General features: G+C 60.2%; 19 protein-coding genes. 9 read left to right on the forward strand and 10 right to left on the reverse strand.

Features of this window, described 5'->3' with window-relative positions; all coding sequences use genetic code 11:
- The first annotated feature begins 131 nt into the window (after positions 1-131).
- From YY7_RS52790 to YY7_RS52795, 6 genes are all read left to right on the forward strand, one after another.
- The gene (locus YY7_RS52790; RefSeq protein WP_051396913.1) at positions 132-623 is read left to right on the forward strand and encodes a DUF2147 domain-containing protein; all 492 of its coding nucleotides are present in this window, start codon (positions 132-134) and stop codon (positions 621-623) included.
- Between the two features lie 123 nt (positions 624-746).
- On the forward strand, positions 747-965 hold the full coding sequence (locus YY7_RS0125930; protein WP_028165776.1) for a hypothetical protein: 219 nt from the start codon (positions 747-749) through the stop codon (positions 963-965).
- A 247-nt stretch (positions 966-1,212) separates the two neighbouring features.
- Complete coding sequence (locus YY7_RS0125935) at positions 1,213-1,503, forward strand: hypothetical protein (RefSeq protein WP_155255318.1); 291 nt, start codon at positions 1,213-1,215, stop codon at positions 1,501-1,503.
- On the forward strand, positions 1,500-1,931 hold the full coding sequence (locus tag YY7_RS0125940; protein WP_028165778.1) for a hypothetical protein: 432 nt from the start codon (positions 1,500-1,502) through the stop codon (positions 1,929-1,931). Before YY7_RS0125935 ends, YY7_RS0125940 begins: the two co-directional genes overlap by 4 nt.
- Before the next feature lie 141 nt (positions 1,932-2,072).
- Complete coding sequence (locus tag YY7_RS0125945) at positions 2,073-2,798, forward strand: response regulator (RefSeq protein WP_028165779.1); 726 nt, start codon at positions 2,073-2,075, stop codon at positions 2,796-2,798.
- The gene (locus YY7_RS52795) at positions 2,795-4,120 is read left to right on the forward strand and encodes a sensor histidine kinase (protein WP_051396914.1); all 1,326 of its coding nucleotides are present in this window, start codon (positions 2,795-2,797) and stop codon (positions 4,118-4,120) included. Before YY7_RS0125945 ends, YY7_RS52795 begins: the two co-directional genes overlap by 4 nt.
- Before the next feature lie 518 nt (positions 4,121-4,638).
- Here the strand turns inward: YY7_RS52795 and YY7_RS0125955 are convergent.
- From YY7_RS0125955 to YY7_RS62575, 3 genes are all read right to left on the reverse strand, one after another.
- Positions 4,639-5,454, reverse strand: a complete 816-nt coding sequence (locus YY7_RS0125955) for an NAD-dependent epimerase/dehydratase family protein (RefSeq protein WP_028165780.1) — start codon at positions 5,452-5,454, stop codon at positions 4,639-4,641.
- Positions 5,451-5,834, reverse strand: a complete 384-nt coding sequence (locus YY7_RS0125960; RefSeq protein WP_210164710.1) for a MarR family winged helix-turn-helix transcriptional regulator — start codon at positions 5,832-5,834, stop codon at positions 5,451-5,453. Before YY7_RS0125960 ends, YY7_RS0125955 begins: the two co-directional genes overlap by 4 nt.
- A 232-nt stretch (positions 5,835-6,066) precedes the next feature.
- Positions 6,067-6,762, reverse strand: a complete 696-nt coding sequence (locus tag YY7_RS62575; RefSeq protein ID WP_245287399.1) for an integrase core domain-containing protein — start codon at positions 6,760-6,762, stop codon at positions 6,067-6,069.
- Between the two features lie 404 nt (positions 6,763-7,166).
- Between YY7_RS62575 and YY7_RS65150 the strand changes: the two genes are divergently transcribed.
- Positions 7,167-7,400, forward strand: coding sequence for an energy transducer TonB family protein (locus tag YY7_RS65150; RefSeq protein WP_433994527.1), 234 nt, complete (start codon positions 7,167-7,169; stop codon positions 7,398-7,400).
- 282 nt (positions 7,401-7,682) lie between these two features.
- Here the strand turns inward: YY7_RS65150 and YY7_RS0125975 are convergent, their stop codons facing one another.
- The 6 genes from YY7_RS0125975 to YY7_RS0126000 form a co-directional block, all read right to left on the reverse strand.
- On the reverse strand, positions 7,683-8,708 hold the full coding sequence (locus tag YY7_RS0125975) for a hypothetical protein (RefSeq protein ID WP_028165784.1): 1,026 nt from the start codon (positions 8,706-8,708) through the stop codon (positions 7,683-7,685).
- A 15-nt stretch (positions 8,709-8,723) separates the two neighbouring features.
- Positions 8,724-10,397, reverse strand: a complete 1,674-nt coding sequence (locus YY7_RS0125980; protein WP_028165785.1) for a flavin monoamine oxidase family protein — start codon at positions 10,395-10,397, stop codon at positions 8,724-8,726.
- Between the two features lie 27 nt (positions 10,398-10,424).
- A complete protein-coding gene (locus tag YY7_RS0125985) occupies positions 10,425-12,224 on the reverse strand; it encodes a thiamine pyrophosphate-binding protein (RefSeq protein ID WP_028165786.1) in 1,800 nt (599 codons plus the stop codon).
- A gap of 220 nt (positions 12,225-12,444) precedes the next feature.
- A complete protein-coding gene (locus tag YY7_RS0125990) occupies positions 12,445-16,386 on the reverse strand; it encodes an AAA and adenylate/guanylate cyclase domain-containing protein (protein ID WP_028165787.1) in 3,942 nt (1,313 codons plus the stop codon).
- A 491-nt stretch (positions 16,387-16,877) separates the two neighbouring features.
- Positions 16,878-18,569, reverse strand: coding sequence for an AMP-binding protein (locus tag YY7_RS0125995; RefSeq protein ID WP_028165788.1), 1,692 nt, complete (start codon positions 18,567-18,569; stop codon positions 16,878-16,880).
- Positions 18,570-18,615: 46 nt separating this feature from the next.
- Positions 18,616-19,248, reverse strand: coding sequence for a TetR/AcrR family transcriptional regulator (locus YY7_RS0126000; protein ID WP_063623401.1), 633 nt, complete (start codon positions 19,246-19,248; stop codon positions 18,616-18,618).
- A gap of 87 nt (positions 19,249-19,335) precedes the next feature.
- Here YY7_RS0126000 and YY7_RS52800 point away from each other — a divergent pair, with 87 nt between their 5' ends.
- Complete coding sequence (locus YY7_RS52800; protein ID WP_063623402.1) at positions 19,336-20,142, forward strand: enoyl-CoA hydratase/isomerase family protein; 807 nt, start codon at positions 19,336-19,338, stop codon at positions 20,140-20,142.
- A gap of 320 nt (positions 20,143-20,462) precedes the next feature.
- Here YY7_RS52800 and YY7_RS0126010 read toward each other — a convergent pair whose 3' ends face one another.
- Positions 20,463-20,837, reverse strand: coding sequence for a nuclear transport factor 2 family protein (locus YY7_RS0126010; RefSeq protein ID WP_080663848.1), 375 nt, complete (start codon positions 20,835-20,837; stop codon positions 20,463-20,465).
- A gap of 196 nt (positions 20,838-21,033) precedes the next feature.
- Here YY7_RS0126010 and YY7_RS63405 point away from each other — a divergent pair, with 196 nt between their 5' ends.
- Positions 21,034-21,372 carry a winged helix-turn-helix transcriptional regulator gene (locus YY7_RS63405; protein ID WP_349642680.1) on the forward strand — a complete coding sequence of 113 codons (339 nt, stop codon included), beginning with the start codon at positions 21,034-21,036 and terminating at the stop codon, positions 21,370-21,372.
- The last annotated feature ends 251 nt before the right edge of the window (positions 21,373-21,623 follow it).

Raw genomic sequence — 21,623 nt, forward strand, 5'->3', positions numbered from 1 at the left:
CAACACCTTCTGCGCGCCAGGCGACCCGCCGTTTTAGAGAGCCGCGCACTCAACATCGCCAGCAATACCCACGTAGTCCCCTTGTGGAATGCCCAATGCATAGCCACGCCCATACGGAAGGAAAGGCACTCATGATCTGGAAGACCTTCTCTGCGGCTGCGATCGTAACCGCCCTTATCCTGGGGGTGCCGGCAAGCTTTGCGCAAGCGGCTCAGCCCGACGACATCCTGGGGACCTGGCAGTCCGAGACGGTTAAACTTGAATTCTTCAAGGCTGGCGCCGAATACAACGCGCGTATCCTCTGGGGAAACCGCATCGTCGAAAGCGATGGCGTCACGTTCAAGAAGGACATCCTCAACCCGGATCCGGCGTTTCGATCGCGCTCCCTCCAGGGAATTACGATGGTAACCGGCCTCGTGTATCAAAACGGAGAATGGACGGGCGGAAGCCTGTATGACGGGTCGTCCGGCCGAACCTATAGCGGAAAAGCCGAGATTGCCGACGGCAAGCTTCATCTGCGTGGCTATTTGGGCGCGCCGGCGATGGGGCAAACCATGGTGCTGCAGAAGGCGCCAGCGGCACCCTCGGGCACGGCCTCGAAGTCGTCGCCTGCCAAACGCTGATCGAAAAATTCGGCTCTTGTCGCCCGGCATCGGCTTACGCCGGCCGCGGGCCGGACCTTGCCAGGGAGCCGGCGCATTCAACCTGCCACCCAATCAAATGGTCAATTCTTGAAAGGGGTTCCCATGCCGAACGAAGACGGCCGTCTGTCGCTTTCTCCGGAAATGCTCGACCATCTTAGCGGGGCGCTGCGCAATGTCCCGATCGACGAACTGAGACAGTTTGTCGCTTTGATGGAAGCGACGTTTGAGCCTGAGCCGGGTTTTTTGGCCCGGCCAATCATCATACGGACTCGGCGGGAGATGTTCCCCAGACGACAGCGGGCGCGGCGATATACGTCTTGATGCGGACATTCGGCGTGTTCGGCAACGTTTGAGGCCATCCGCTTGGCCACGCTGGGCACGCCGACGCAGGCGCTTCAGCAAAATTGAGAGACATTCGTATCCAAAAGCTGCCTTCATTGCGGCAAGAATGGCACGGTCGAGGGATGCTTTCCGCGTCCGATCGCCGTCCTGATTCAATCGCTTATTTGTAGTAGCGCACCTTGGGGGCATGATGAACTCGCGCAGGATTTCGAACAAGTGCAGGCCGATGCCGTTCTCCGGTCTTGCGGTTTTTTGGCTGACCGCGTTCGCCCTCACCGGTCAGTCCGCCCCGACGCAAGCGGAGACGTTCAACGCAAGGTATCAGATCAGACTTACGGGCATATCGATCGGGTCCGCGCACCTGAGCGGTGACGTGATGGCCGGCGCTTACACCGTGACTCTAAAAGGCGACGTGTCATTGCTGGGGTTCTCGGCGCGTTTCGAGGCATCGTCCGATGGGCTTTCTCTTGACGCTGCGGGCGCCTTCGGACCGAGGGAACGATCGATCGGACGGTGACCGTCAATTTTTCTCCTGATCGGACCGCCGCCGTCATCATCGATCCGGCTCTGTCAGAATCCGAGAAGCGCGGGCTCGTCCCGCTGGACGCCTTACACCGCAAGAACGTGATAGATCCGATGAGCGCCTTGATCTCGCAGCTCTTACGCATGTCCCGGAGCGACGGCCCATGCGCCGGCGTTACCCAGGTTTTTACCGGCTCCAGTCGCTTTGATGTGAACATCATCGCGGGCAGTACAAAAGCTGACGAGATCGAATGCAGAGCGGTACACCAGCCGATTGCAGGTCATAAGCCATCCGGCAATGACCGGCCCACGATCGCGGTGATTGCATTTCCCAAGACCGAGAGGGTGGGCGGGCTGCGATTGCCGACGCGGATCGAAGTCCCGCTCTCTCTAGGGACGATAACGGTGCGACGGGTCGCATAACCTCAGGCACAAACGCTTGGCGAAATCTTGCAGACGCCGCATACCACCATCGATTGCCGATCGGTCCACAAAAGGAAATGGCCGCACCTACGACATTGTACGTCTGCCATTTGTAGCTAATCGCCGAAGCTGGAAAAGCCCATGTTGCGAAAGCCGCACATTCTTATAGTCGATGATGATTTAGCGATACGAAAGCTGCTGGGGCGGTATCTCCTCGAACAGGACTTTCGGGTCTCACTGGCGTCGGATCGTAAAGCGATGGATGACGCCTTAGGCGTCTACGAGATAAGCTTGATCGTTCTCGATGTCATGCTGCCCGACGGGTCCGGACTTGACATATGCAGGGATCTGAGACGGCTGGACGTTCAAATTCCCGTCATTCTCCTGACTGCACTCAAAGAGGATGTGGACCGCATCATCGGGCTTGAGATCGGCGCCGACGACTATCTCGGCAAGCCATTCAATCCACGCGAGCTCCTGGCACGGATTCGCGCTGTTCTGTGGCGGCAGGGTGAACAGGCTCGCCGACTGTCTCAGGCGCGTGATAGCCGGTTCGGCCGGTTTACTCTACAACCGGGCAATCGGCTGCTGCTCGACGAGACGGGAACTCCGCTCGACCTGACAGAGGCGGAGTTCGATCTGCTTCACGCGCTGGCGATGCGGCCTGGCTTGCTTCTATCCCGTGACAAGCTGCTCGAGATCACGAACCGAGGACAGGACGACGTGTTCGACCGCTCCATTGACGTCCTGATGAGCCGCATACGAAAGAAGCTGGGCGATGGCGAGGACTTTCGGATGATCAAAACGATCCGGAACGGCGGATATATGTTCGCTGCGCGAGTTGATGCTGTGGATGAAAATCAATGAATACGTTGCGCGCCCGTATGGCCATGACGTTGATCCTGTCGATCGCGTGTGTCGTCGGTTTTTCGACGCTCCTTATCCACTATTCCTTATGCGCGATCGGTGAAAAGAAATTTGCCGAGGCCGTCATCGATCGGGTGCACATGATCGCGCCTTCCCTCGCGCGGGCCGAGCCTGAAAGCGAACTTCGTCTGTCGCCGATGCCGGGAAGGGGGCAGGTCCTCCAGGGAGCGTCGGCGTCCTTGAAGGCAGCTTTTTCTCAAGAAAGTATCAGTTACGATGTTGTGGTGAGCCAGCAGGAAGGCACCAGTAAACCAACCGTATCGATCAATCTGGGTCCCGGTTGGCTGGTGTTCCCTGGTCCCGCTCATGGTCCGCCGTCGGTTGTTTGGTATGCCGCGCTCGCGTGGATGGCGATCATCACAATCGGTACGACGGCTGTCGCTCTCGTTGCCGCTCACCATATCACCCGCAAGCTGAGCATTTTGGAACGTTTAGCCACCAATCTGAATGCGAGGGGCGCCTTCGAAGATATCCCCGAAGAAGGGCCTGATGAGGTCAGAGCGACCGCGAGGGCGCTAAACAAACTCGGTGCAAGCCTCAGAGCTGCGGTGGAGAGCAGGATGCGGCTTGTTGCAGGAGCCAGCCATGATCTGCGGACGCCGATGACTAGGATGAGGTTGCGCGCCGAATTCCTGCCGGAGAATGACAGGGCCGAGTGGCTGAGCGACCTGGAAGAGATGGATCGCATCGCAGATAGCGCTATTCAGCTCGTTCGAGAAGAAATCTCCGCGGACCCGCGTGAGACAATTAAAATCGACGAGGCTGTAAAGCGAGTTTGCGACGATTTGTCCGCTCTGAAATATGCAGTCGAATGGGTCCCGTCAGACACTGCAAAAGTGTCGGTCGCACCGCTGGCGCTCGTGCGTGCTTTGCGGAATCTCATCATCAATGCAGCGACCCATGGCGAGGGCGCGAGGGTTCGGGTCGACGTCGTCGGCTCGTATTGCGCTATTTTTATCGAGGATAACGGCACCGGAATCCCTGAAACGCTTATGGCTAGTGTTTTTGAGCCATTCTTTCGGGTTGATTGCGCGCGCAGACAACATGTGCCTGGCGCAGGCTTGGGACTGGCAATAGCCAAAGAAATTATAGAAAGGTCAGCCGGAAAACTACAGATCGAGAACATATCCCCGACGGGGCTCCGACAGATCATCTCTCTTCCAGTTGCGAAACGGGAAGCGTGGTTCTCTCAGAATTGCCGAGCATCGAGTGTCGCGGGAGAGCGTGAGGCGCGGCCGACGGCTGTCGCTCAAGTTGCCTAAGCCGGCCCCATTGCAGCTTGCTATCGGCCAGCGTGATCGAAATAAAAGGAAATATCCCGGCCCAAAACCAGCGTCGATTGTCGTTGATAGTGCCTGAAGATTAAATGAGCACTGCTGATGCGATACGACGTAGTTTGTTCTCTCCTCCTGCGTGGCCTATTTATGTTCGCCGCAGGTGACGTCATGGACGACATGCCGTATGCCCTCGATCTAGAGGTCGCGCGGATCGCATTTCTTCAAGCTTATTTCGCCAACGCCGGTCTAATGTTGCCGGCGGCGCTCGCGGCTCTCAGTCGAGCGACCGGGTCGGATACGCGAGCTTCGAAGGGCGGTTACGCCCCGAGCGCTTCGCGCGATGGGTTATGCGAAGGCTCATCGCGGCTCGATCCCACGAGCATTTCCGACTTACGCCAGAGACCATCCAAAAGTACGTGGCAGAGGTGCCGGTCGAGATGCGGGACCAGTCCGCTCCATGCGGGTAAGCGAAGATTCGCTACGGCCTGCAACGTCAACTCACGCTATAGCAGCTTTTCCGCGAGGGCTTGGTGCACCGTTCGGATAGAGGCCTGAAAGCCAAGCTGGCGAGCGAGGGTGGTATCCATGTGGAGGCGCCAAGGTGTCGCCAGAGCTTCTGCCGACCCTGAGATGGGCGCATTGACCAGGCCGGCGAGCTCGTAGAGCGAGGTGGGCGCGTCGTCCGCGATGTTGACCACGCGGCGGTCCATGGCACCAGTCAACGCCAGCTTCATCGCGGTCGCAATGTCACGGTGATGAACCATGCTCATTCTCATGGCAGGGTGAAAGGACGCGTCGGCTGCGTGCTTCGGCAGCGCCTCCAGGTGTCCATCTCCATCACCGTACACGAAAGCGAAACGCTGAATAGTCCAATTGAGCCCGCTCTCCTGCAAGGCCTTTTCTGCTGCGAGCTTGCTTGCCGGGTAAGCGTGCTGTGGGTTGGAAACATCGTCTTCGCGTCCGGGATGAGGCGTGTCGGTGCCGTAAACGTGGCCGGTGCTTGCCATAATGAAACGCGCGCCGGGAGCATATGTCTTTGCGGCCGCGATCAGGTTCTGCGTTCCCTCAAGGTTGACCCTCCAAATCAAATCGGTATCTGGCGTACGAAAGGTTGCGGCTAGATGTAAGATCGCCGAGACACCGTCGACCGCTTTGGCAAGGGACGTGCGATCCAGCAGGTCGCCATTTACTGCGGAAACTCCGTCTGCAGCACGAGCGTCGCCGCGAAGAAGGACACGGCAGGCTTCTCCAGCCGCCACAAGGCGCGGGACGAGGCGCTCTCCCACCAGACCGGTTGCTCCGGTTATCAAGATCGTCATTTGCGGACTCCTTTGCTTGCTGCAATGGTCTCAAGCCTCTCTGTTGCGGCTTGAAGCACCCGAACAGCCGTTGCGATGTCGGAGCTGTCGAGATCGCCAAAGGCGGCACGTCGGATAAAGGTAAGGTCCGGTAACTCCCTCCAAAGCTTGTCACCCGTTGGCGTCAGTCGGAGGAGTTTCTGGCGCTGGTCACCGGCGTCTGGTGTCTGCTCCACGAGCTGCTTTCGCAGCAGCGTCGCCACGATCCCGCTCAACGTTGCTCTCTCGATCTGGAGTATCCTCACAAGATCTCGCTGCTTAGTTGGCCCTTCGTTCGCGAGGCGGTGCAGGACGTACCATTGGGTGGAGCCCAGATCGTAGGGCCGCAGAGTCGCGTCCATCACGGCCCTTCCGGCGAAATAACACCGCTTGGCCCATGCTCCCAAGGCGTCAGCCTGCCGGGTTGGTTTTCTCATACGCAATTCCATTTGTTCGGTACCTAGCATATTAGCTAGGTACCTTACAAAATCAGGCCGGTCTACAGCTTTTCAACGAAGGCCTTGAGGTTTCCTTGGCGCGTCTCGACGACGTCGCCCATCAATCACGACGTAGATACCTGTGTGTACCGAAAACTTAAGCTCGGGCGTAGTGGTGATGAAGTCCGCCCAGGATGGGGCGTGAACTGATCGCACCGGTTCGCTGAACCGGGCGAGAAATCGGCGCGTCCTTGTTCAAGGATCGATGCGTTCTGACGTTATTGTAATAGTCGGCGTAGGATTGCAGGACCCGACGCAGATGCGCCTCGCCCAAAACAATGACGTGGTCCAAACACTCACGCCGGATCGATCCGATCAGCCGTTCGGCAAACCCATTCTGCCAAGGCGAGGTTGGTGCGGTAGGCTTGTCCCGGATGCCCATGGCGCGCAATCGGCGCGTGACGACGCTGCCATAGATCCGGTCGCGATCGCGGATGAGGTAGTGCGGAGCCTCATCCCAAGGAAATGCCTCCGTGATTTGACGTGCAACCCGTTCCGCCGTCGGATTTGCTGTGACGTTGATCCAGACCAGGTCTCTGCGGTCGAGCCGGACGATCACAAAAGCATAGAGCAGATCGAAACTGACGGTGGGAACAACGAACAAGTCCATGGCGGCAATGTCCGGCGCGTGATTACGCGAGAAGATCCGCCATCCCTGGCTGGGTGGCCCGCGTCGCTTCACCATGTACTTGGCGACGCTGGACTGCGCGACCTCGAACCCGAGCTTGAGCAGTTCGCCGTGGATGCGTGGCGCGCCCCAAAGCGGATTTTCGACGCTGATCCGCCGGATCAACGCGCGCAGCCTCGTGTCGATCGGCGGCCGCCCCTCCGATCGGGCGCGACTTCCAACGCCAATAGCCGCGAAAGCCGGCGCGGTGCCAACGCACGACCGTCTCGGGCCGGATGATCGTGAGGACCTGCAAGATCGATGGAAACCAGCGATACAGCTGAATGAAGAACCAGCGATCATCGTTGGTGAGCCGGACGCGACCCCGCATCTTACGCCTCAAGACAATCAACTGATGTCTGAGCGCCGCATTCTCTGCTTCAAGTCGGCTCTTCGACTTGAGGGGCGAAGCCAAGACGGCCAGTACGAAACAGAGCAGCCCGATCATTCCGCCAGCTTAGGCGATTCCATTACGTCATCACCCGGATAAGGTTTTCGGTACACACAACGCCAAACTGTTGTCAAAGAAGGTGCGAGCCCATCTGGTCAATCCTGGCGGCGGGCACGCCAGTTCCGCTACCGTCACGTTCTTCATCCTGTCCAACGGGCGGATTCGTCCCGACAGTCTGAAGATTGTAACAAACAGCGGGCAATCCAAGGTCGACGCGAGCGCGCTGCAAACCATTCGCGCAAGCGCGCCGTTCGATCCGCCGCCAAAGGAGATGAGCATCACGATCGTCGTCGATTTTGATCGAAGAAGTTGAGTCTCGACTGAGGTCGCAAGTGCGGGATGCACAGTCGCTGTATCACCGCGCCTCCACACACGTTGTGGCCAGCCCGGTCAATCTTCGATCAGCTTGTGATGTTGCTGCTGGTTTGGCAGGGTCATGGTCTTTGCCCATTTCGGATGGGGCATTCCTGTCTCTTCTGCGTCTCGCGCAAGGAAACCAGGGCGCTCGTAGAATGCGCTCGGCGCGCTTTTTCATGTTAGGCGACGCGACGTCTTCGCGCTTGGAGAAAGCGAGCGAACTCCTTCTGAAACCGTCTCACTTCTCCGGCGCCCGCAGCAGCATGGCGTGGGCGTGCATGTCGCCGGCGAGGCTGAGTGCCACGACCCATGGTGTGCTCACCTTGCCCCGCATCAGGCACAGATTCACGGGGATGTTTGCGACTGTCATGTTGGCGTTTTCGGCGAGCGTAAAGAACGTCGCGCCGGGCTCCAGCGTCTTTTGCCAGACATCCAGCAATGTCTGCGAGGCCTGGTGGCCGGTCAGGGTAACGTCCTTGGAAGAGATGCCCTGGCGTTGCAGGAGGCGGCTCACGGCGTGCGGCGCCGTCTGGCCACCGAAGGTGCCAAAATGCTTCAGACCCGATTCGGTGACGTGGTAGTAGGGACCGGTCCAGTTCTGGGCCTGCGGACTCGGGTCCGAAGCACCGGGTTCAAACCGCACTTGGCGACGGTCGCCGATCAGAAACATATCGCCGAAATTCTGCTCCTGGGCGATCACCTCGGTATCCACCAGACGCCAGCGCGGTTGCTGCCCCGGCGCCGCCACGCCCACCACCGCAGCGGCCGCGCCGTCGGCCGCGCTCACCGACTGCGGCGTGTGGTAATCCATAATGGTTGTCCAGCCGCCGCCGATCGCGACCAGGATGTTGCGCGCACGCCCGGCGCGGATCATGGCGTCGGCCAGTGCCACTCCGACATTGAAATTGCTGAAATCATTCGCCAACGGAATCGTCAGCGTCCTTTCCGAGAGCTTCAGATCTCTCGTCAGCGCGAACAGATCCGGCGGTACGAAATAGGTATTCGGAGAGAGGCAGCCCATGACGATGTCGATCTGGCTGATGTCCAAGCCGGCATCGGCAATCGCTGCGCGTGCAGCCGGCACGAGGATATCGAGCACGGTCTGGCCCTCGGCCAGCACATGGCGCTTGTCATAACCCGTGAATAGCCCCTGTCCGTCAGGATGGTGCTCGCGCAGCCAATCGAAGATCTTGTCATCGTTGGTGCGGATGTCAGTTGGCAGATTTTGGGCCATGCCGATAATGCCGATGCGGTTTTCAGTCATGCGGGCCACTCCGGATCAGGCTAAGCCGAGACGATGCAGGACGATATCGGCAGTCTCCAGCGCGCCCTCGGCCCATGTCTGGTTGGTCGAGTACGCTTCACCGCAGATGTAACAGGGAAAGTTCGCGACAGGCTGGGTCATGTGTTCGAGCATCTCTGCCGAGTTGTAGTTCACGTTCCAGAGATGCACGCCGCCGCCATACGGATCGCGCGACCAGTCCATATAGGCGGCATCGGTCGGCTTCGGCGCGCTCTCGATGCCGTGCATCTGCAAGAGCTGGCGGTGCAGTTCGTCCACCATCGGCTGAGTGGCCTTGTGCGCCTCCCAATTCGCCTGCAGCCGCTTGGAGAACTCGTCCGTCTGAAGTGACGACGCAAGCGGACTTGGGGCTCGGTTGAATGTCGGCAGCGCGCGCAGCACTGGCGCGCCCAATTGCAGGCCGGCTCTTTGCACGTCCGCGATGGTGTCGAGGCCAGCCCAGAAGTCGACGTTCAGGAGGTCATCATAAGCCATCGCGAGGCCGGGCTCGCCGGGCTTGGGCACGCCATCACCGTCCGACCCGACGGGCCAATAATAGCACTGCCGCAACGGCAGGTCGGTGAGCGATCGGCCGCTAGAAACCCCTGCCGCCTGCCACCAGCTCTCGGGATACAGCAGAAAACACTTGAACAGCGGAATCGCGCGGACCGAGGCGAGGTCGTGTCGGAATTGGGTGTTCCTTGGGTCAAGTACCTCGCCCTCCGGCCGCAACAATTCGATCGCGCGACGGGGCATGGCAAGCACGATGGCGCGTGCGGTAATTTTGCGGCCATCGCGCAAATCAAGCTGTACGCCCTTCGATCCGTCGGCGAGCTCGACGCCAACAAAGCCATCCAGCCAGCAGTTGCATTCGATTTCGCCTCCGGCGTCGTGGAATCTCTGCTGCAATCGCCAGGGCACCGCCTCGTAGCCCTCGTTCACCATCCGGTACTCGACACCCTGCGCAAAATCGAAATATTCGGTGATGAGGTCGAGCGCGTTGGTGTTGCCGCCCAGGCAGTCATAGCCGACGGTCGTGCGCGCAGCGTTGTAGCCGTCCGGACTGATATACTTGGCCAGCAGGTTCCAGAATGCGTGCTGCCACAGCGGCAGGCCGTCGATCTTCTGGTCCAGCAGGTATTGCCGTAGCTGGCCGCTTTTGAGCTTGTCGGGGATCTCCGGCATGAGGTTGATCAATTCCCGCGTGATCAGCTCCGCCGGACTGGCACCCGTTTGGGCCGCGAGCCACTTGGCCTCGGCCGGGTCGAACCAGTAGGGGAGCACGTCCGGGTTGCCAAGCTGTGAGGTGCGCAGAAGATGGCCGCGCAGGAACGCAATGTTGTTTGCGACGTCCACGACCTGCTGATGGGTCGGCAGCTTGAGTACGTTCTCGACTAGGTCTTTCATCCGCGTTTGCGCGGGGCTGACGTAGCGCATGCCGCCGATCTCGGCAGTGGTGTCGGGCATATGCGGTGAGCGGGCGGAGAGCAGCCGGCCGCCGATGCGATCACTGCCCTCGAACAGCTTCACCTTGAGAGTGCCACCGCGCGCCCTTGCCCAGTTCGCCGCCAGGCCGTCGCCAAGCGTCGACGTCATCAATCGCCAGCCGGTATAGATGCCGCCGACCCCACCGCCGACGATCGCAATATCGAGATCCGGTTGTTGCTGCATTTGGTTCGCCCCCTCGAAGCCGTAAATTCAATCGATGATCGCCGTCGTGGGCCAATAAGGCTTGGTCCAATACGGCGGCGCCGCCTTCGGATCCACTTTCGCGACGATCACCTGTGGCCGTCCGGCAGCGGCACCGCGCAGCGCCGCTTCCCAGGCCGGCGCAAAATCGGCCGGCTTTTCGACGTCATACGCGTCGGCGCCAAGACCTTTCGCAACCTTGCGTAGGTTGGGGTTGCCCAGGGGATACGAAAACGGAACGGGATCAGGAAGGAATGCGTTCATGCCCTGGGAAACCATGTTGAGGTCGTTGTCGTTGAGCACGACCCAGATGGCGCCAATCTTGTTCTCAGCGGCTGTGCTGATTTCACCGAGATGCATGAGCAGCGCGCCATCGCCGACCAGTGCGACACAGAGCCGATCAGGTCTGCCACAGCGCGCACCGATCACAGCGCAGACCGCAAAGCCCATTGGGCCCATCGCGAGTGCGCTATGCATTTCCCGCCCCTCAGGCACGACCATGTAGTGCATCGCCCAACCGACACAGTTGCCGCTGTCGATGAATACCATCACGCCGGGAAGCTCTTCGTTTTGTAGAAGATGGCCGTTCAGCAACTGACAGAGCGCCGCCGGATGGAGCGTTCCCGGCGTCTGTGCGGCGTCCGGGAGTGAAACGACCGGCGAATGATTTTTCTTGATCTCCGCGATCTCCTTGCCGCGCGCCGCGACGGCGGCGGGATCGTGCGGGAAGGCCGGAGCTTGATTCCATAGCGCGCGAATGAAGGCGCCTGCTTCCGCAACGATGCCATCGGTGACTGGAAAGCCCCGGCCGATCACCGACTGGTCGAGGTCGACCTGCAGGAACGGCCCTTTGGGCACCAGCATCGGATTCCATTTGTAGGTAGCGAGTTCGCCGAGGGAGGAGCCGATCACCAGCAAGGCGTCATGCGCCGCGCTGTTGGTTGCCGAGTCGATCATCCAGTATTGCGGCCAGAGGCAGCCGGCGAAGCCGTAGGCACGCAGCGAAAGCCGATGCGTCTCGGGAAATACGCCCTTGCCGTCCGAGGTGGTGATGACCGGGATGTTCCACCATTCGACCAGGCACCGCAGCGCCCGCGCGGTCGCCGGATCGCGCAGCGCCTCCCAGCAGCCATTGCCAAGCAGAATGAGCGGGCGCTTCGCCGAGCTCAACACCTCGAGTGCACGGCGGACCCCATGCTGGGGCGCGCCTACCGGCAGGCAACGATAGGCTTCCGGGCTCTTCGGCGGCCGCGCGGAGACGTAGAGACCCGTTTGAGCTTCGGCGGCGGCAATGTTGTCGGCGATACTAAGGTGCACGGCACGACGGGGGATCGACAGCATGGATCGCAGCGCTTGCTCGACCAGGATCGGCATACTCGAGGCATCGGGGATATCGGCACTGTAGCGCGTGGCGGCGGCATAGATGTCGCGCACATTGAGCCCACAATCGGTGCCTTCCTGCAGATAGCCGCGGCCGAAGAACTGCTCCGGCACTTCGCCGGTGAGCGTCAGCACGGCCGAGCCGTCGAATTGCGCGTTCATGGTACCGGTCAGCGCGTTGGTCGCGCCCGGGCCGCTGGTGACCAGCACCACGCCGGGTTTTCCGGTCGCTCGGTAGTATCCGTCCGCCATGTAGGCGGCGCCGGTCTCGTGCCGGGTGATGATGTATCTGAATTCGTCGCGGTCATGGATGCGCTTGAGCAGATGCATGACGCCGGCGCCGGGAACGCCAAAAATTGTCTTGGCGTCCTCGAGCGCCAGATAGTCCAGGAGCTGATCCGCAACGCTAGGCTTCGTTGATGCTGGCATCGTTTCCCCCATTTCGCAGAGCCCGCTTCTGCGGTTCAGCCGCGTCCCCGGTCAACAACTAATAATTGTATTTGTCATTCAGGCTATGTTAAGTTTACTAAGTAAGTCCCTATGGAAACCAGCCCTGTTCGTTCCGACAATCAAAATATTTTCTTATCCAGACAGGTCGATGACACAGGTCGGGTGCCCGGCGTGAAAATTAAGTGCGAAAAATCGGCAGCTAGGTGGGCGGCAGTTCGAATTCCTTTTCGAGAAGACGGACCTTCGCGTCCGCGCCCCAGCAGCGAAACATCTCGCGCGCCGCGAGTGCCGATGCGGTAGCGCCGGCCCTGTCGGCGACCAGGCGTCGACAGCGGGCGAGATATTCGTGCGCGAGACCGGCATCCTGAAGAAAGCCTCCGGCGGCAGCGCCTTCGCCCGCTCGGCCGAGCAGGCGCGCGGCATCGCCCTCCCGGCCCATCGCGGCCTGCACCAGGCCATCGAGCAGATCGGCCTTGTGACGAAACACGGCCGGATTGCGCGCTTCCCATCCGCGGAGCTGCTCGAGACAATCGCGTCCCTGCTGGAGGAGCGTTGTCCCTTCCTTTGCGGCGCCAAATGCTGCGGCGGCCACCGCGGCGAGGCCGCGATATTGCGAGAGCTCGAACTCGGCCGCCTGTCCGCCGAAATAGGGAAGCATCGGATGCGCGCGCGCCGCCCATTCCAGAGCGCCCGACCAGTCGCAGGCATGCAGGTGCAGCTTCATCCTCGTGACGAAATAGTAGCCGATCTGGTTGCTGAGATTGGTGTCGGCGACAGAGTCGATATCGCGGACTTCATCGAATTCGGCATCACCGAGCACGGGCAGGGCAGAGGTCAAGCCGGCCAGCGCTTTGGCGAATTGCAGCTCGAATACCAGATGATAATGCGCATTGAGGACACGCCGCCCGTTGCGCTCGATGCGGATTCGCGCCTGCTCTATGATCTCGGCGAGCGGCCGGCCGGCGGCAGCCAGCAGCACGAGGGATGCCGACAGGTTGAAGCAGCCGTAGATCACCTCGTTGTCGCCGAGCCCTGCCTCGCTGCCGGCATCTGCCAATGCGATGCCTTCACCGAGTGGCGCGACCCAGTGGTTGTGGAACCATGCATGAATGAAGCTGCACCGGGCGAAGCCGGCACCGCGCTCTTCCTTCAACAAGGCCAGTCCGACACGGCTCCAGATGGCGGCGGTATCGCGGTCTCCGCTCAGCGCACCATAGACGACCGAGTACATGGAGTAGACATCGGGGGCGAGCGGGCCGTTGCCGTATTCGAGGGTGAGGCGAAGACACCTGCATCCCATCAGCGCAAACAGCTCGACCTGCTCGCTTTGATGGGCGAAGGGCGCAAGGACGAGCAGGAGGTGAATGAGCTGACCAGCCCGCTGATCGGTGAGCGGCGGCAGTCTAGCCAGCTCATCGGGCCGCCGGCCGTCCAGCAATCTTCCGATTGTTTCCAATTCCTGGCCGATGGCCGCGTGCAGCGCCGCTCTGTCGGTGGGCAGGTCGCTGCCGAGCAGCCGCGCGCCCCGCAAGCCGATCTCGATCGACTGGCCAACGAGGCCCGCGCCAAATACGCGCTCCGCTTCGAGCCGCAGATAGTCCGTGGCCCGTGCGGTCTCGCCAGCGGCCTCCCAATGATAGGCCAGCAGCGCATAGACGCGGGACCTATTGGAGGCGGAGGCATCCTCGTTCCAAAGCGCGATCTCACGATGCAATTGCCGACGCTGGGCATAGAGCATCGACTCGTAGGCGACGTCGCGGATGATGCCGTGACGAAAGGCGTAGCCCTCCCGCTCGTCGACCTGCTCGGGCAGCAAGAAACCGACGCGGTCGTGCAGCGCGAGATGACGCGCGACCGTCATCTGCTCGCCACGTGCGGTCGGATGGACTTCGGAGACGAGCAGGGTCGGGAAGCGAAGGCCTGCCGCGCTCGCCACCTTTAGCGTGACCTGGCTTTCGGGGGCGAGGCGATCGATACGACGCATCACGGTGCCCTGGACCGAGTCCGGCATGGGCAGGTCGGTCGTACTGCCGCTGGGCACGATGTGGCAGATGCCTTCCACCACTTCGATCAGCCCATCGTCGCGCAGTGCCTGTGCCAGCTCCAGGCAAAAGAACGGATGGCCGCGGGCGCGGCTGCGCACCTGCGCTGAAAGTTCCTCGGTGAGCCGATCCGCGCCGAGCCGGGCCAGCACGAGGCGCTCCTGATCCTCGTCCGACAGTTCGCTTAGGTGAAGCCGCTGCGCTCCCTCATCCGCAAGTCGCTCCAGCCGGCTGTCGTCCTCGAGCGGCTGCATAGCCAGCACCAGGCAAAGCCCGCGCACGTCGCGGATCGCGGCCTCGACCAGTAGCCAGCTCTCCTCGTCCAGCCAGTGCGCATCATCGATCGAGACCAGGAGCGGCCGCCCGGCGCTGGCGCGACGCAGGAGATCGACCAGCAAAGCGAGGCGCAACTGAGCCCGCTGTGGAAGCGGGACCGCCTGCAGATCGCTCGTCTCAGGCAGGTTGAGCGGAAATACGACGTTGAGGAGCGCGGCCTGTGCCACGAACTCCGGGCCGAGAGCGGACAACACGGCTTCACGCTGCGCCGTATCCGACGCGGCCAGATCAACATCCAAAAGACGCGCCAGAACATCGCGCCAGCCGCGATAGGGTACGTCGCGCTCGATCCGATCGGCGTAGCCGTTGAGCAGGACGACGCCCGAGGCGAGCGTGCGCTGGTGGAATTCGGCGAGAAGGCGGGATTTGCCCATGCCGCTTTCCGCTTCGACCGTCACAAGCCGCGCGGCGCCTTCACCGGCGGCATCGATTGCAGTCAACAGCTCGGCGAGCTCCCGCTCCCTGCCTTGCATGGGGACACTCGCCTCGGCGCGATAGGAGCGCTGCGGCGTCCACACCTGAACGGCAGGCTTCAGACCGCGCAGGCCGCGCAGGCCGACCGGGCCGAAGGCGATGGCTTCGTGCGCGGCGCGATAGGTGGCATGATCGCACTGGATGATGTCAGAACTTCTCAGCCGCGCCGCGAGGTTGATCGCCTCGCCATAGGTCGTCCACGCCCGGAATATGTCGTTGCCGATCAAGCCGCAGAAAACGCGCCCTGTGGCGACGCCGAGACTGCAGCGGTGGCCCATTCCGCGCAGGGCGTCCCTGAGATCGATGGCGCAGCGCACGGCGCGGACGGGATCGTCGGCATGGGCGACGGGAGGGATGCCGAACAGCACGAAAAGGTTCGCGCCGCTCTCATCGACCCGGAGTTGATGCATGAAGCCATCGTGCCGTCGCACGACCGGGCCGACCGTCGCTGCGACCGACTCGAGCTGTTGCAGGCTGTCGGGTGAGGCCTGATCGAAGTTGGAGAGAGCGATGAACACGGCGGTGACGCGGCGAAGCTCGGCCGCCCAATCGAGATAGCGCTCCCCCAGGTGACTACGGATCGGCAGCGGGACGAGCGGTGCGAAGTGTTCACGGTTCGAAGGCGAGAGCGGCGGTATGACCAGCGGCACCGGTTCCGGCGCGCTGTTCAGCGCGGCGAGGATGACGGCGCCAGTCTCGTCCTCCACTGTTTCGGCCGCATCTCCCAGCGCCGCGCGCGCGGCCGGCGATAGCAACAGACGGCCGGCGGCACGCCTAACGCTCGTTGCCTGAAGATCGGCGAGCCCGCCCCCGACCGTCACGTGAAAGCGGTCCGAGGCGCGGCCGACCTCGGTCGTGCGAGAGGGGCCGAGCGCTAGGACCGCATGTAATTGCAGCGTGTCGCCCGAAGGCAATGCGGCGCCTGGAGAGGACAGGATTGCCTGGCCGCAAGCGGCGGCGCGCAACACCGCCTCACGTGGCGTACCTTCGCTGCATCGCCAGCCGGAGAGCAGGCCATCACCCGCAAACATGAATGGCTCGCCGCCATGGGCAACGATGTTGCCGAGCAGCTTATGGAAATGCCGCTCCAGCACGACGGCCATCTGTTCGATACCGGCCGGCCCGGTTTCCACGAGATGGCCGGTGATACGTGTGAAGCCGACGACGTCCAGCCACAGCAGCGCCATGTCGCCATCCGCGGCTGTCGTGGCGCCAGAAGCGGCGAGGCGTAGCGGCGGCGGCGTAAAGCTTTCGACAAGCCGTGCCTCGTAGGCGACTTCCTCCAACATCCCTGCCGTCCCCCAACCCCCAGCGTCCAATTCTACCTCGCTCGTTGCCTGAAGGCTACTGGTCGGCGATGGGTCGCTCTTCAGGTTTTGGGCGCCATTTCGCAGAAATCGGGTCTTGCGCCTCTGGCTGCGCCAATAACAAAAGGGGGCTCCGGCGATTCCGCGACGCAGCGAACCTCCGCCACCATGCCAGGCACTCACGCTACCATAGTAAGGACAAGAGCGGTTCGCCGTGTCGGTGGCTGCGAGTGTTCGCCGAAACTGCCGCGCGCATGGCGAAATCGGTCGCTGCAATCAAAGAATATCTCGAATGCGTCCCATCGCAGCCAAGCGTCGGTTTGTCAAACGGCAGGCAAAGTTCTGCAAGCCCGGCTGAGAGCCGCTCTACCCGAACTCCGTAAGGGTTCGCTGTCGGATTTCCCAATAGGCGCAGGATCTCATCCACGCCTTTCAGCTGCTCAGATGCGCTAGTAGCCATCACCTCGATGTCCTTAGGCAGTCTTGATTTCACTTAGGCCGAGCTCCTGGCTCGCCTGGGTGCGCATCTCAAACTTCCTGACCTTACCGGTAACGGTCATCGGGAAAGTGTTGACGAATTTGACGTAGTGAGGAACCTTGAAGTGCGCCAGGCGCTGCCTGCAATGCTGCCGGATATCCTCTTCGGAGAGGTGAGCGCCGATGCGGCAGCGGACCCAGACGCAAACCTGCTCGCCGAACTTCGGATCTGGTACCCCGAACGCTTGGACCTCTTCGATTTCCGGGTGTTCGTATAGAGCATCCTCGATCTCGCGTGGATAGATGTTCTCTCTCCCGCGGATCACCATGTCTTTCACCCGACCAACAATATTACAGTAGCCTTGCTTGTCGAGAGTAGCGAGATCGCCAGTGTGCAGCCAGCCAGCGCCATCGATGGCATCCGCCGTCTTGGCCGGATCATCCCAGTAACGCTGCATGACCGAATATCCGCGTACGAGTAATTCGCCGGGTGTTCCGCGCGGAGCTGTTTCGCCATCCTTGCACACAATTTTGATTTCTACATGAGGGTGCACTCGTCCGACTGTAGCAACGCGCCGCTCGATAGGATCGTCTGGTGAGCCTTGGCAGCTCAGCGGACTTGTTTCAGTCATGCCGTAGCCGATTGTAATCTCTTGCAGATGCATACTATCGATCACGCGACGCATCACCTCGATGGGACAGGGACTACCCGCCATAATACCCGTTCGTAAACAACTCAGATCGAAATTATGGAATTCGGGATGCTCCATCTCCGCGATGAACATGGTCGGCACGCCGTAAAGTACCGTGCAACGTTCTTTCTCGACGCTCTGCAGGACAGCAAGCGGATCGAAGGCATCACTAGGATATACGAGCGCTGCCCCATACTGCATGGCCATCAAGTTGCCGAGAACCATTCCGAAACAATGGTAGAGCGGAACTGGTAGACAGAGTCGGTCGTCGGCGCAAAGTCTTAATGCTTTGCCGCTGAAATATGCATTGTTGAGGATGTTGTGGTGAGTACGCGTAGCGCCTTTTGGCGAACCGGTCGTTCCGCTCGTGAACTGAATGTTGATCGCGTCGTCAAAATTTAGGCGCTGCGCGGCGGCAGCGCGTTCGTCTGGCGCCAAGCCCATACCAGACTCTACCAGCCGGTCAAACGAAAGCGCTCCTGGGGTGCAACCTCCGATCTGAGTGACCACTCGAAGCTCAGGGAGCCGCTCTGACACCAAATGCCCAGGGACGGATTCCGCCAACTCAGGCGCCAGCTCGTTCAGCATAGCAATATAGTTGCTGGTTTTATGTGCTGTTGCGAGAATGAGCGCCTTGCAGCCGACCTTATTGAGTGCGTATTCGGCTTCCCCAATGCGGTAAGCAGGGTTTATGGTGACAAGTATCAATCCAATTTTCGCCGTTGCGAACTGAGTGATTGCCCACTCGGAGCTGTTCGGCGACCAAATGCCGACGCGATCTCCCGGTATAAGGCCATGGGCAAGCAAGGCTGAGGCAAGAGCGTTCACTCGTTTCGCGAGATCAGCGTAAGTCCAGCGGATTCCTTGATAGGGGACGATGAGGGCCTCTCGCGTTGGCCACTCAGTTGCGGCGCGATCAAAGCGGGCGTCGATCGTGTCGCCGATGAGTGGTTCGTCGCACGCGCCATGAACGTAACTGATGCTTGACTGCAGCATTGTACTCTCTCTCCTCTGCAGAACGGTGGAGCGGCGGCGCTATCGTCTAGCGGGCCCTAGTTTTCGAGAGTCGTCGCGCTATATTTGCGGTATGGCGATCAACGACGCTCGAGAGCGTAGTCCCTATGACCTTCAATCGACCGGTATGAGCTGCCACGAGCGCGCCGATCATCTCATCAAACACCACGCCCACTTCGACACTAAGATTGGCTTTTTCGACGCCGGCTCGCTCGAGATGTACTCGGTAAATGTCCAGCACTGATCGCAACTTTGCGTTGAGTTCCTTATTTAGCTCTGGAGTAAGCCCGCGAGGACGCGCTCCATTGAGCAAGTACAGGCTCAAGTCGAGATCTCGAGGGTTCTCGTCATAAAAGCGGACAAGCGCTCGGAAGGCTGCAGAAAGAGCCGCGACTGGATCGTCACTTCTCGGCAGCGAGTTCTCAATCTTCTTCAACAGTTGGTCAAGCGACTCGCGAAGGATATCGGCGTAGAGCTCTTCCTTGTTAGCGTAGTGAAAATATATGGCGCCGGTCGTGTAGCCGGCCGCTTTTGCTATCTCGCGCACCGAGGCGCCCTGTAATCCAAATTCGGCGAATAATGTCTTGGCTGCTGATCGAATTAATTCGCGCTTGACTCCGTCAATCGCCATCTTCCGTTGCACTCGCTTAGCGTCATTCATAGTTCGCTCAGTTTCAACTTGCGTAAGTAACAGTGTTATGTAAACGTACCACTGTAATCAGCAATGTCAACAGACCTGGAGTGAACAATGGCAGTACTGGAAATCGAAAAGCGCAATCGGATTGCGTATTTGCGGATGAACCGCCCGGAGGCCAAGAATGCGATCAATCTCGAGCTTCACAATGCGTTGTGCGCCGCGTGGGATGACCTCGAAACCGACGAATCTATCGATGTAGTCATCATCACGGGTACCGGTGACGCGTTTTGTGGTGGAATGGATCTGAAGACACACGTTTCGTCATACGTGAACGCATCCCCCGGCAAGGTGGCCGACTGGGTTAAGCTAGGCCTCGGCGGAACCACCCGCGGCAAGCATCGCTTTTCGAAGCCGGTGATCGCTGCAGTGAATGGCTGGGCGCTCGCGGGAGGCTTCGAGACTGCGCTCGCGGCGGATATCCGGATCGCATCTGAGCGAGCGCAGTTCGGCTCGTTTGAGGCCCGCCGGGGGTTTCACCACGGCGACGGTGGTATTGCTAGGCTTGTGAACTTCTGTGGCGTGGGTATCGCGCTAGAGATGCTTCTCACCGCCGAGCCGATCGACGCGCATCGAGCCCTTCAAATCAATTTGGTGTCGAAGGTCGTGCCGCATGATAAGCTTATGGAAACTGCGGAGGCGGTGGCGAAAACAATCCTCAGAAATGATCAGGCATCCGTGCGCTCCGCCAAACAGGTCACGCTCGACATGATCGGGCGACCCCTCGATGACCAGCTTTATAAGGAGGCTTATGCTTCCTACACTTTGATGGCCAGCAATCCGACTGTGCCTGGTCTTCTCAAGAGGTTTTACGAAAAAACCGACAAAGGGAGGCACGGCATTAACGCAACCAGCCTGTGACGATGCTCCATGGAGGGCCAGCACCAATGCTGGCCCTCTACGCGATCGGGCATCGATCCATGATGTCGGCGTGCCAGTGCAAATTTCGTCACTCACTATCGGAGCATATCAAAGGGGTGCCGATAGTGACGACTGCCGTCAAATGATGCATTATGCGGAGTGCCGCAAGAAAGCGCCGTTCTGGGCAACCGCGTCGCAAGCGACAGGTGATCGGATCTCACTCATTGCATGCTCGCAGCGGCAAAGCTTTCTTCGAGTAGCTTCGGGTTACCTTCCTGGAATACGGGAGTCATCTTGATCTCTGTAATCTTCCAGCCTTCCTAGGTCCGCACGTAGCTGTGCTCGTAGCGCGCATAAATATGCCAATAGTCGGCTGTATCGGTCCGCTGATGTCGGGCATGACCGTACGAGAAGGAGGTCGCGCGTTCGCCGTGCAGCTGAACGTCCAGATTGGTAGAAATGTGCATCGTGTCGACGAGTGCATAAGCCAAGCGGGCCCAATCCATCAAAGCAGAGGCTTTGATGATCTGCGAGGGCTTCACGCCGCCGAAGTCGATCGTCAGGTCGTGGGTAAAATACATCACGCGTTCTTCCCACTTCTTCTCGTCGGTATACCGAAGGCCCCGATAGAGCGTCTGACTGATCTCAATCATGTCGGCGATGTCTTCAGGGCTGATCGCCCGGTTGTGGTCCATAAAGAGCACCTCCCAGGTGAAGGTCTGGCTTCATCCGGGGATATGGCGCATAGTTCTTGGGTTGGCTAGAACAGACGAAAAAGTGACATACACACCAAAAGGTGACCATGATCTTACTGCGTGGGCGGCTACAGCTGCTCAGCGCGGGCCGCCGCGCGAGCGCGCTAATATGGCCGCGGAGTCCGCGGAGGAGGCCTTGGGAGTACTCGAGGGACGATGGAAGCTGCTGATCATCTTCCATCTGATCACAGGCGGCCCAGCGCTCCGCTTTTCAGAGCTGCGGCGGGCGATTGCGGGCATCTCCCAGAAAATGCTTGTTCAGCAATTGAAAGAGCTGGAGCGCGACGGCGTGCTGAACCGCAGAGTCTATCTGGTAGTTCCTCCGAGGGTCGAGTACAGCATGACAGAGGTAGGCAAGGCGCTGTGCCCGGCGCTGCACGAACTCTTGCAGTGGTCTGACTTTCGGCGGCAGGCGCTGGAGGGGAGGCGCGGGGCCGCTGATCCGAATTCCCGGACGGAGCAAGACGAATTATGACTAATGGGCCGACTCACGAACATCATAGCCGTCGCCAGGCTCGAGCAGCCGTGCTCCTCGCATTCGTGGAACCGACAGGCCATCGATGATCTGATCGATTGAATGAAGAACCTTACGCCTCAAGACAATCAAACTGATGTCTGAGCGCCTCATTCTCTGCTTCAAGTCGGCTCTTCGACTTGAGGGGCGAAGCCAAGACGGCCAGCACGAAACAGAGGAGCCCGATCATTCCGCCAGCTTAGGCGATTCCA

Origin of the sequence: Bradyrhizobium elkanii WSM2783 (assembly GCF_000472865.1) — a bacterium.
GTDB classification, from domain to species: Bacteria; Pseudomonadota; Alphaproteobacteria; order Rhizobiales; family Xanthobacteraceae; genus Bradyrhizobium; species Bradyrhizobium elkanii_A.

Excerpts from the sequence above, each read along its gene's own strand:
- YY7_RS0126010 (WP_080663848.1), bottom strand. The coding sequence starts at position 20,837 with ATGGACCACAACCGGGCGATCAGCCCTGAAGACATCGCCGACATGATT.
- YY7_RS0125945 (WP_028165779.1), top strand. The coding sequence starts at position 2,073 with ATGTTGCGAAAGCCGCACATTCTTATAGTCGATGATGATTTAGCGATA.
- YY7_RS0125985 (WP_028165786.1), bottom strand. The coding sequence starts at position 12,224 with ATGCCAGCATCAACGAAGCCTAGCGTTGCGGATCAGCTCCTGGACTAT.
- YY7_RS0125990 (WP_028165787.1), bottom strand. The coding sequence starts at position 16,386 with ATGTTGGAGGAAGTCGCCTACGAGGCACGGCTTGTCGAAAGCTTTACG.
- YY7_RS52800 (WP_063623402.1), top strand. The coding sequence starts at position 19,336 with ATGGCAGTACTGGAAATCGAAAAGCGCAATCGGATTGCGTATTTGCGG.
- YY7_RS0125975 (WP_028165784.1), bottom strand. The coding sequence starts at position 8,708 with ATGACTGAAAACCGCATCGGCATTATCGGCATGGCCCAAAATCTGCCA.
- YY7_RS52795 (WP_051396914.1), top strand. The coding sequence starts at position 2,795 with ATGAATACGTTGCGCGCCCGTATGGCCATGACGTTGATCCTGTCGATC.
- YY7_RS0125995 (WP_028165788.1), bottom strand. The coding sequence starts at position 18,569 with ATGCTGCAGTCAAGCATCAGTTACGTTCATGGCGCGTGCGACGAACCA.
- YY7_RS0125930 (WP_028165776.1), top strand. The coding sequence starts at position 747 with ATGCCGAACGAAGACGGCCGTCTGTCGCTTTCTCCGGAAATGCTCGAC.
- YY7_RS0125935 (WP_155255318.1), top strand. The coding sequence starts at position 1,213 with ATGCCGTTCTCCGGTCTTGCGGTTTTTTGGCTGACCGCGTTCGCCCTC.
- YY7_RS0125955 (WP_028165780.1), bottom strand. The coding sequence starts at position 5,454 with ATGACGATCTTGATAACCGGAGCAACCGGTCTGGTGGGAGAGCGCCTC.
- YY7_RS52790 (WP_051396913.1), top strand. The coding sequence starts at position 132 with ATGATCTGGAAGACCTTCTCTGCGGCTGCGATCGTAACCGCCCTTATC.
- YY7_RS0125960 (WP_210164710.1), bottom strand. The coding sequence starts at position 5,834 with ATGGACGCGACTCTGCGGCCCTACGATCTGGGCTCCACCCAATGGTAC.
- YY7_RS0126000 (WP_063623401.1), bottom strand. The coding sequence starts at position 19,248 with ATGAATGACGCTAAGCGAGTGCAACGGAAGATGGCGATTGACGGAGTC.
- YY7_RS0125980 (WP_028165785.1), bottom strand. The coding sequence starts at position 10,397 with ATGCAGCAACAACCGGATCTCGATATTGCGATCGTCGGCGGTGGGGTC.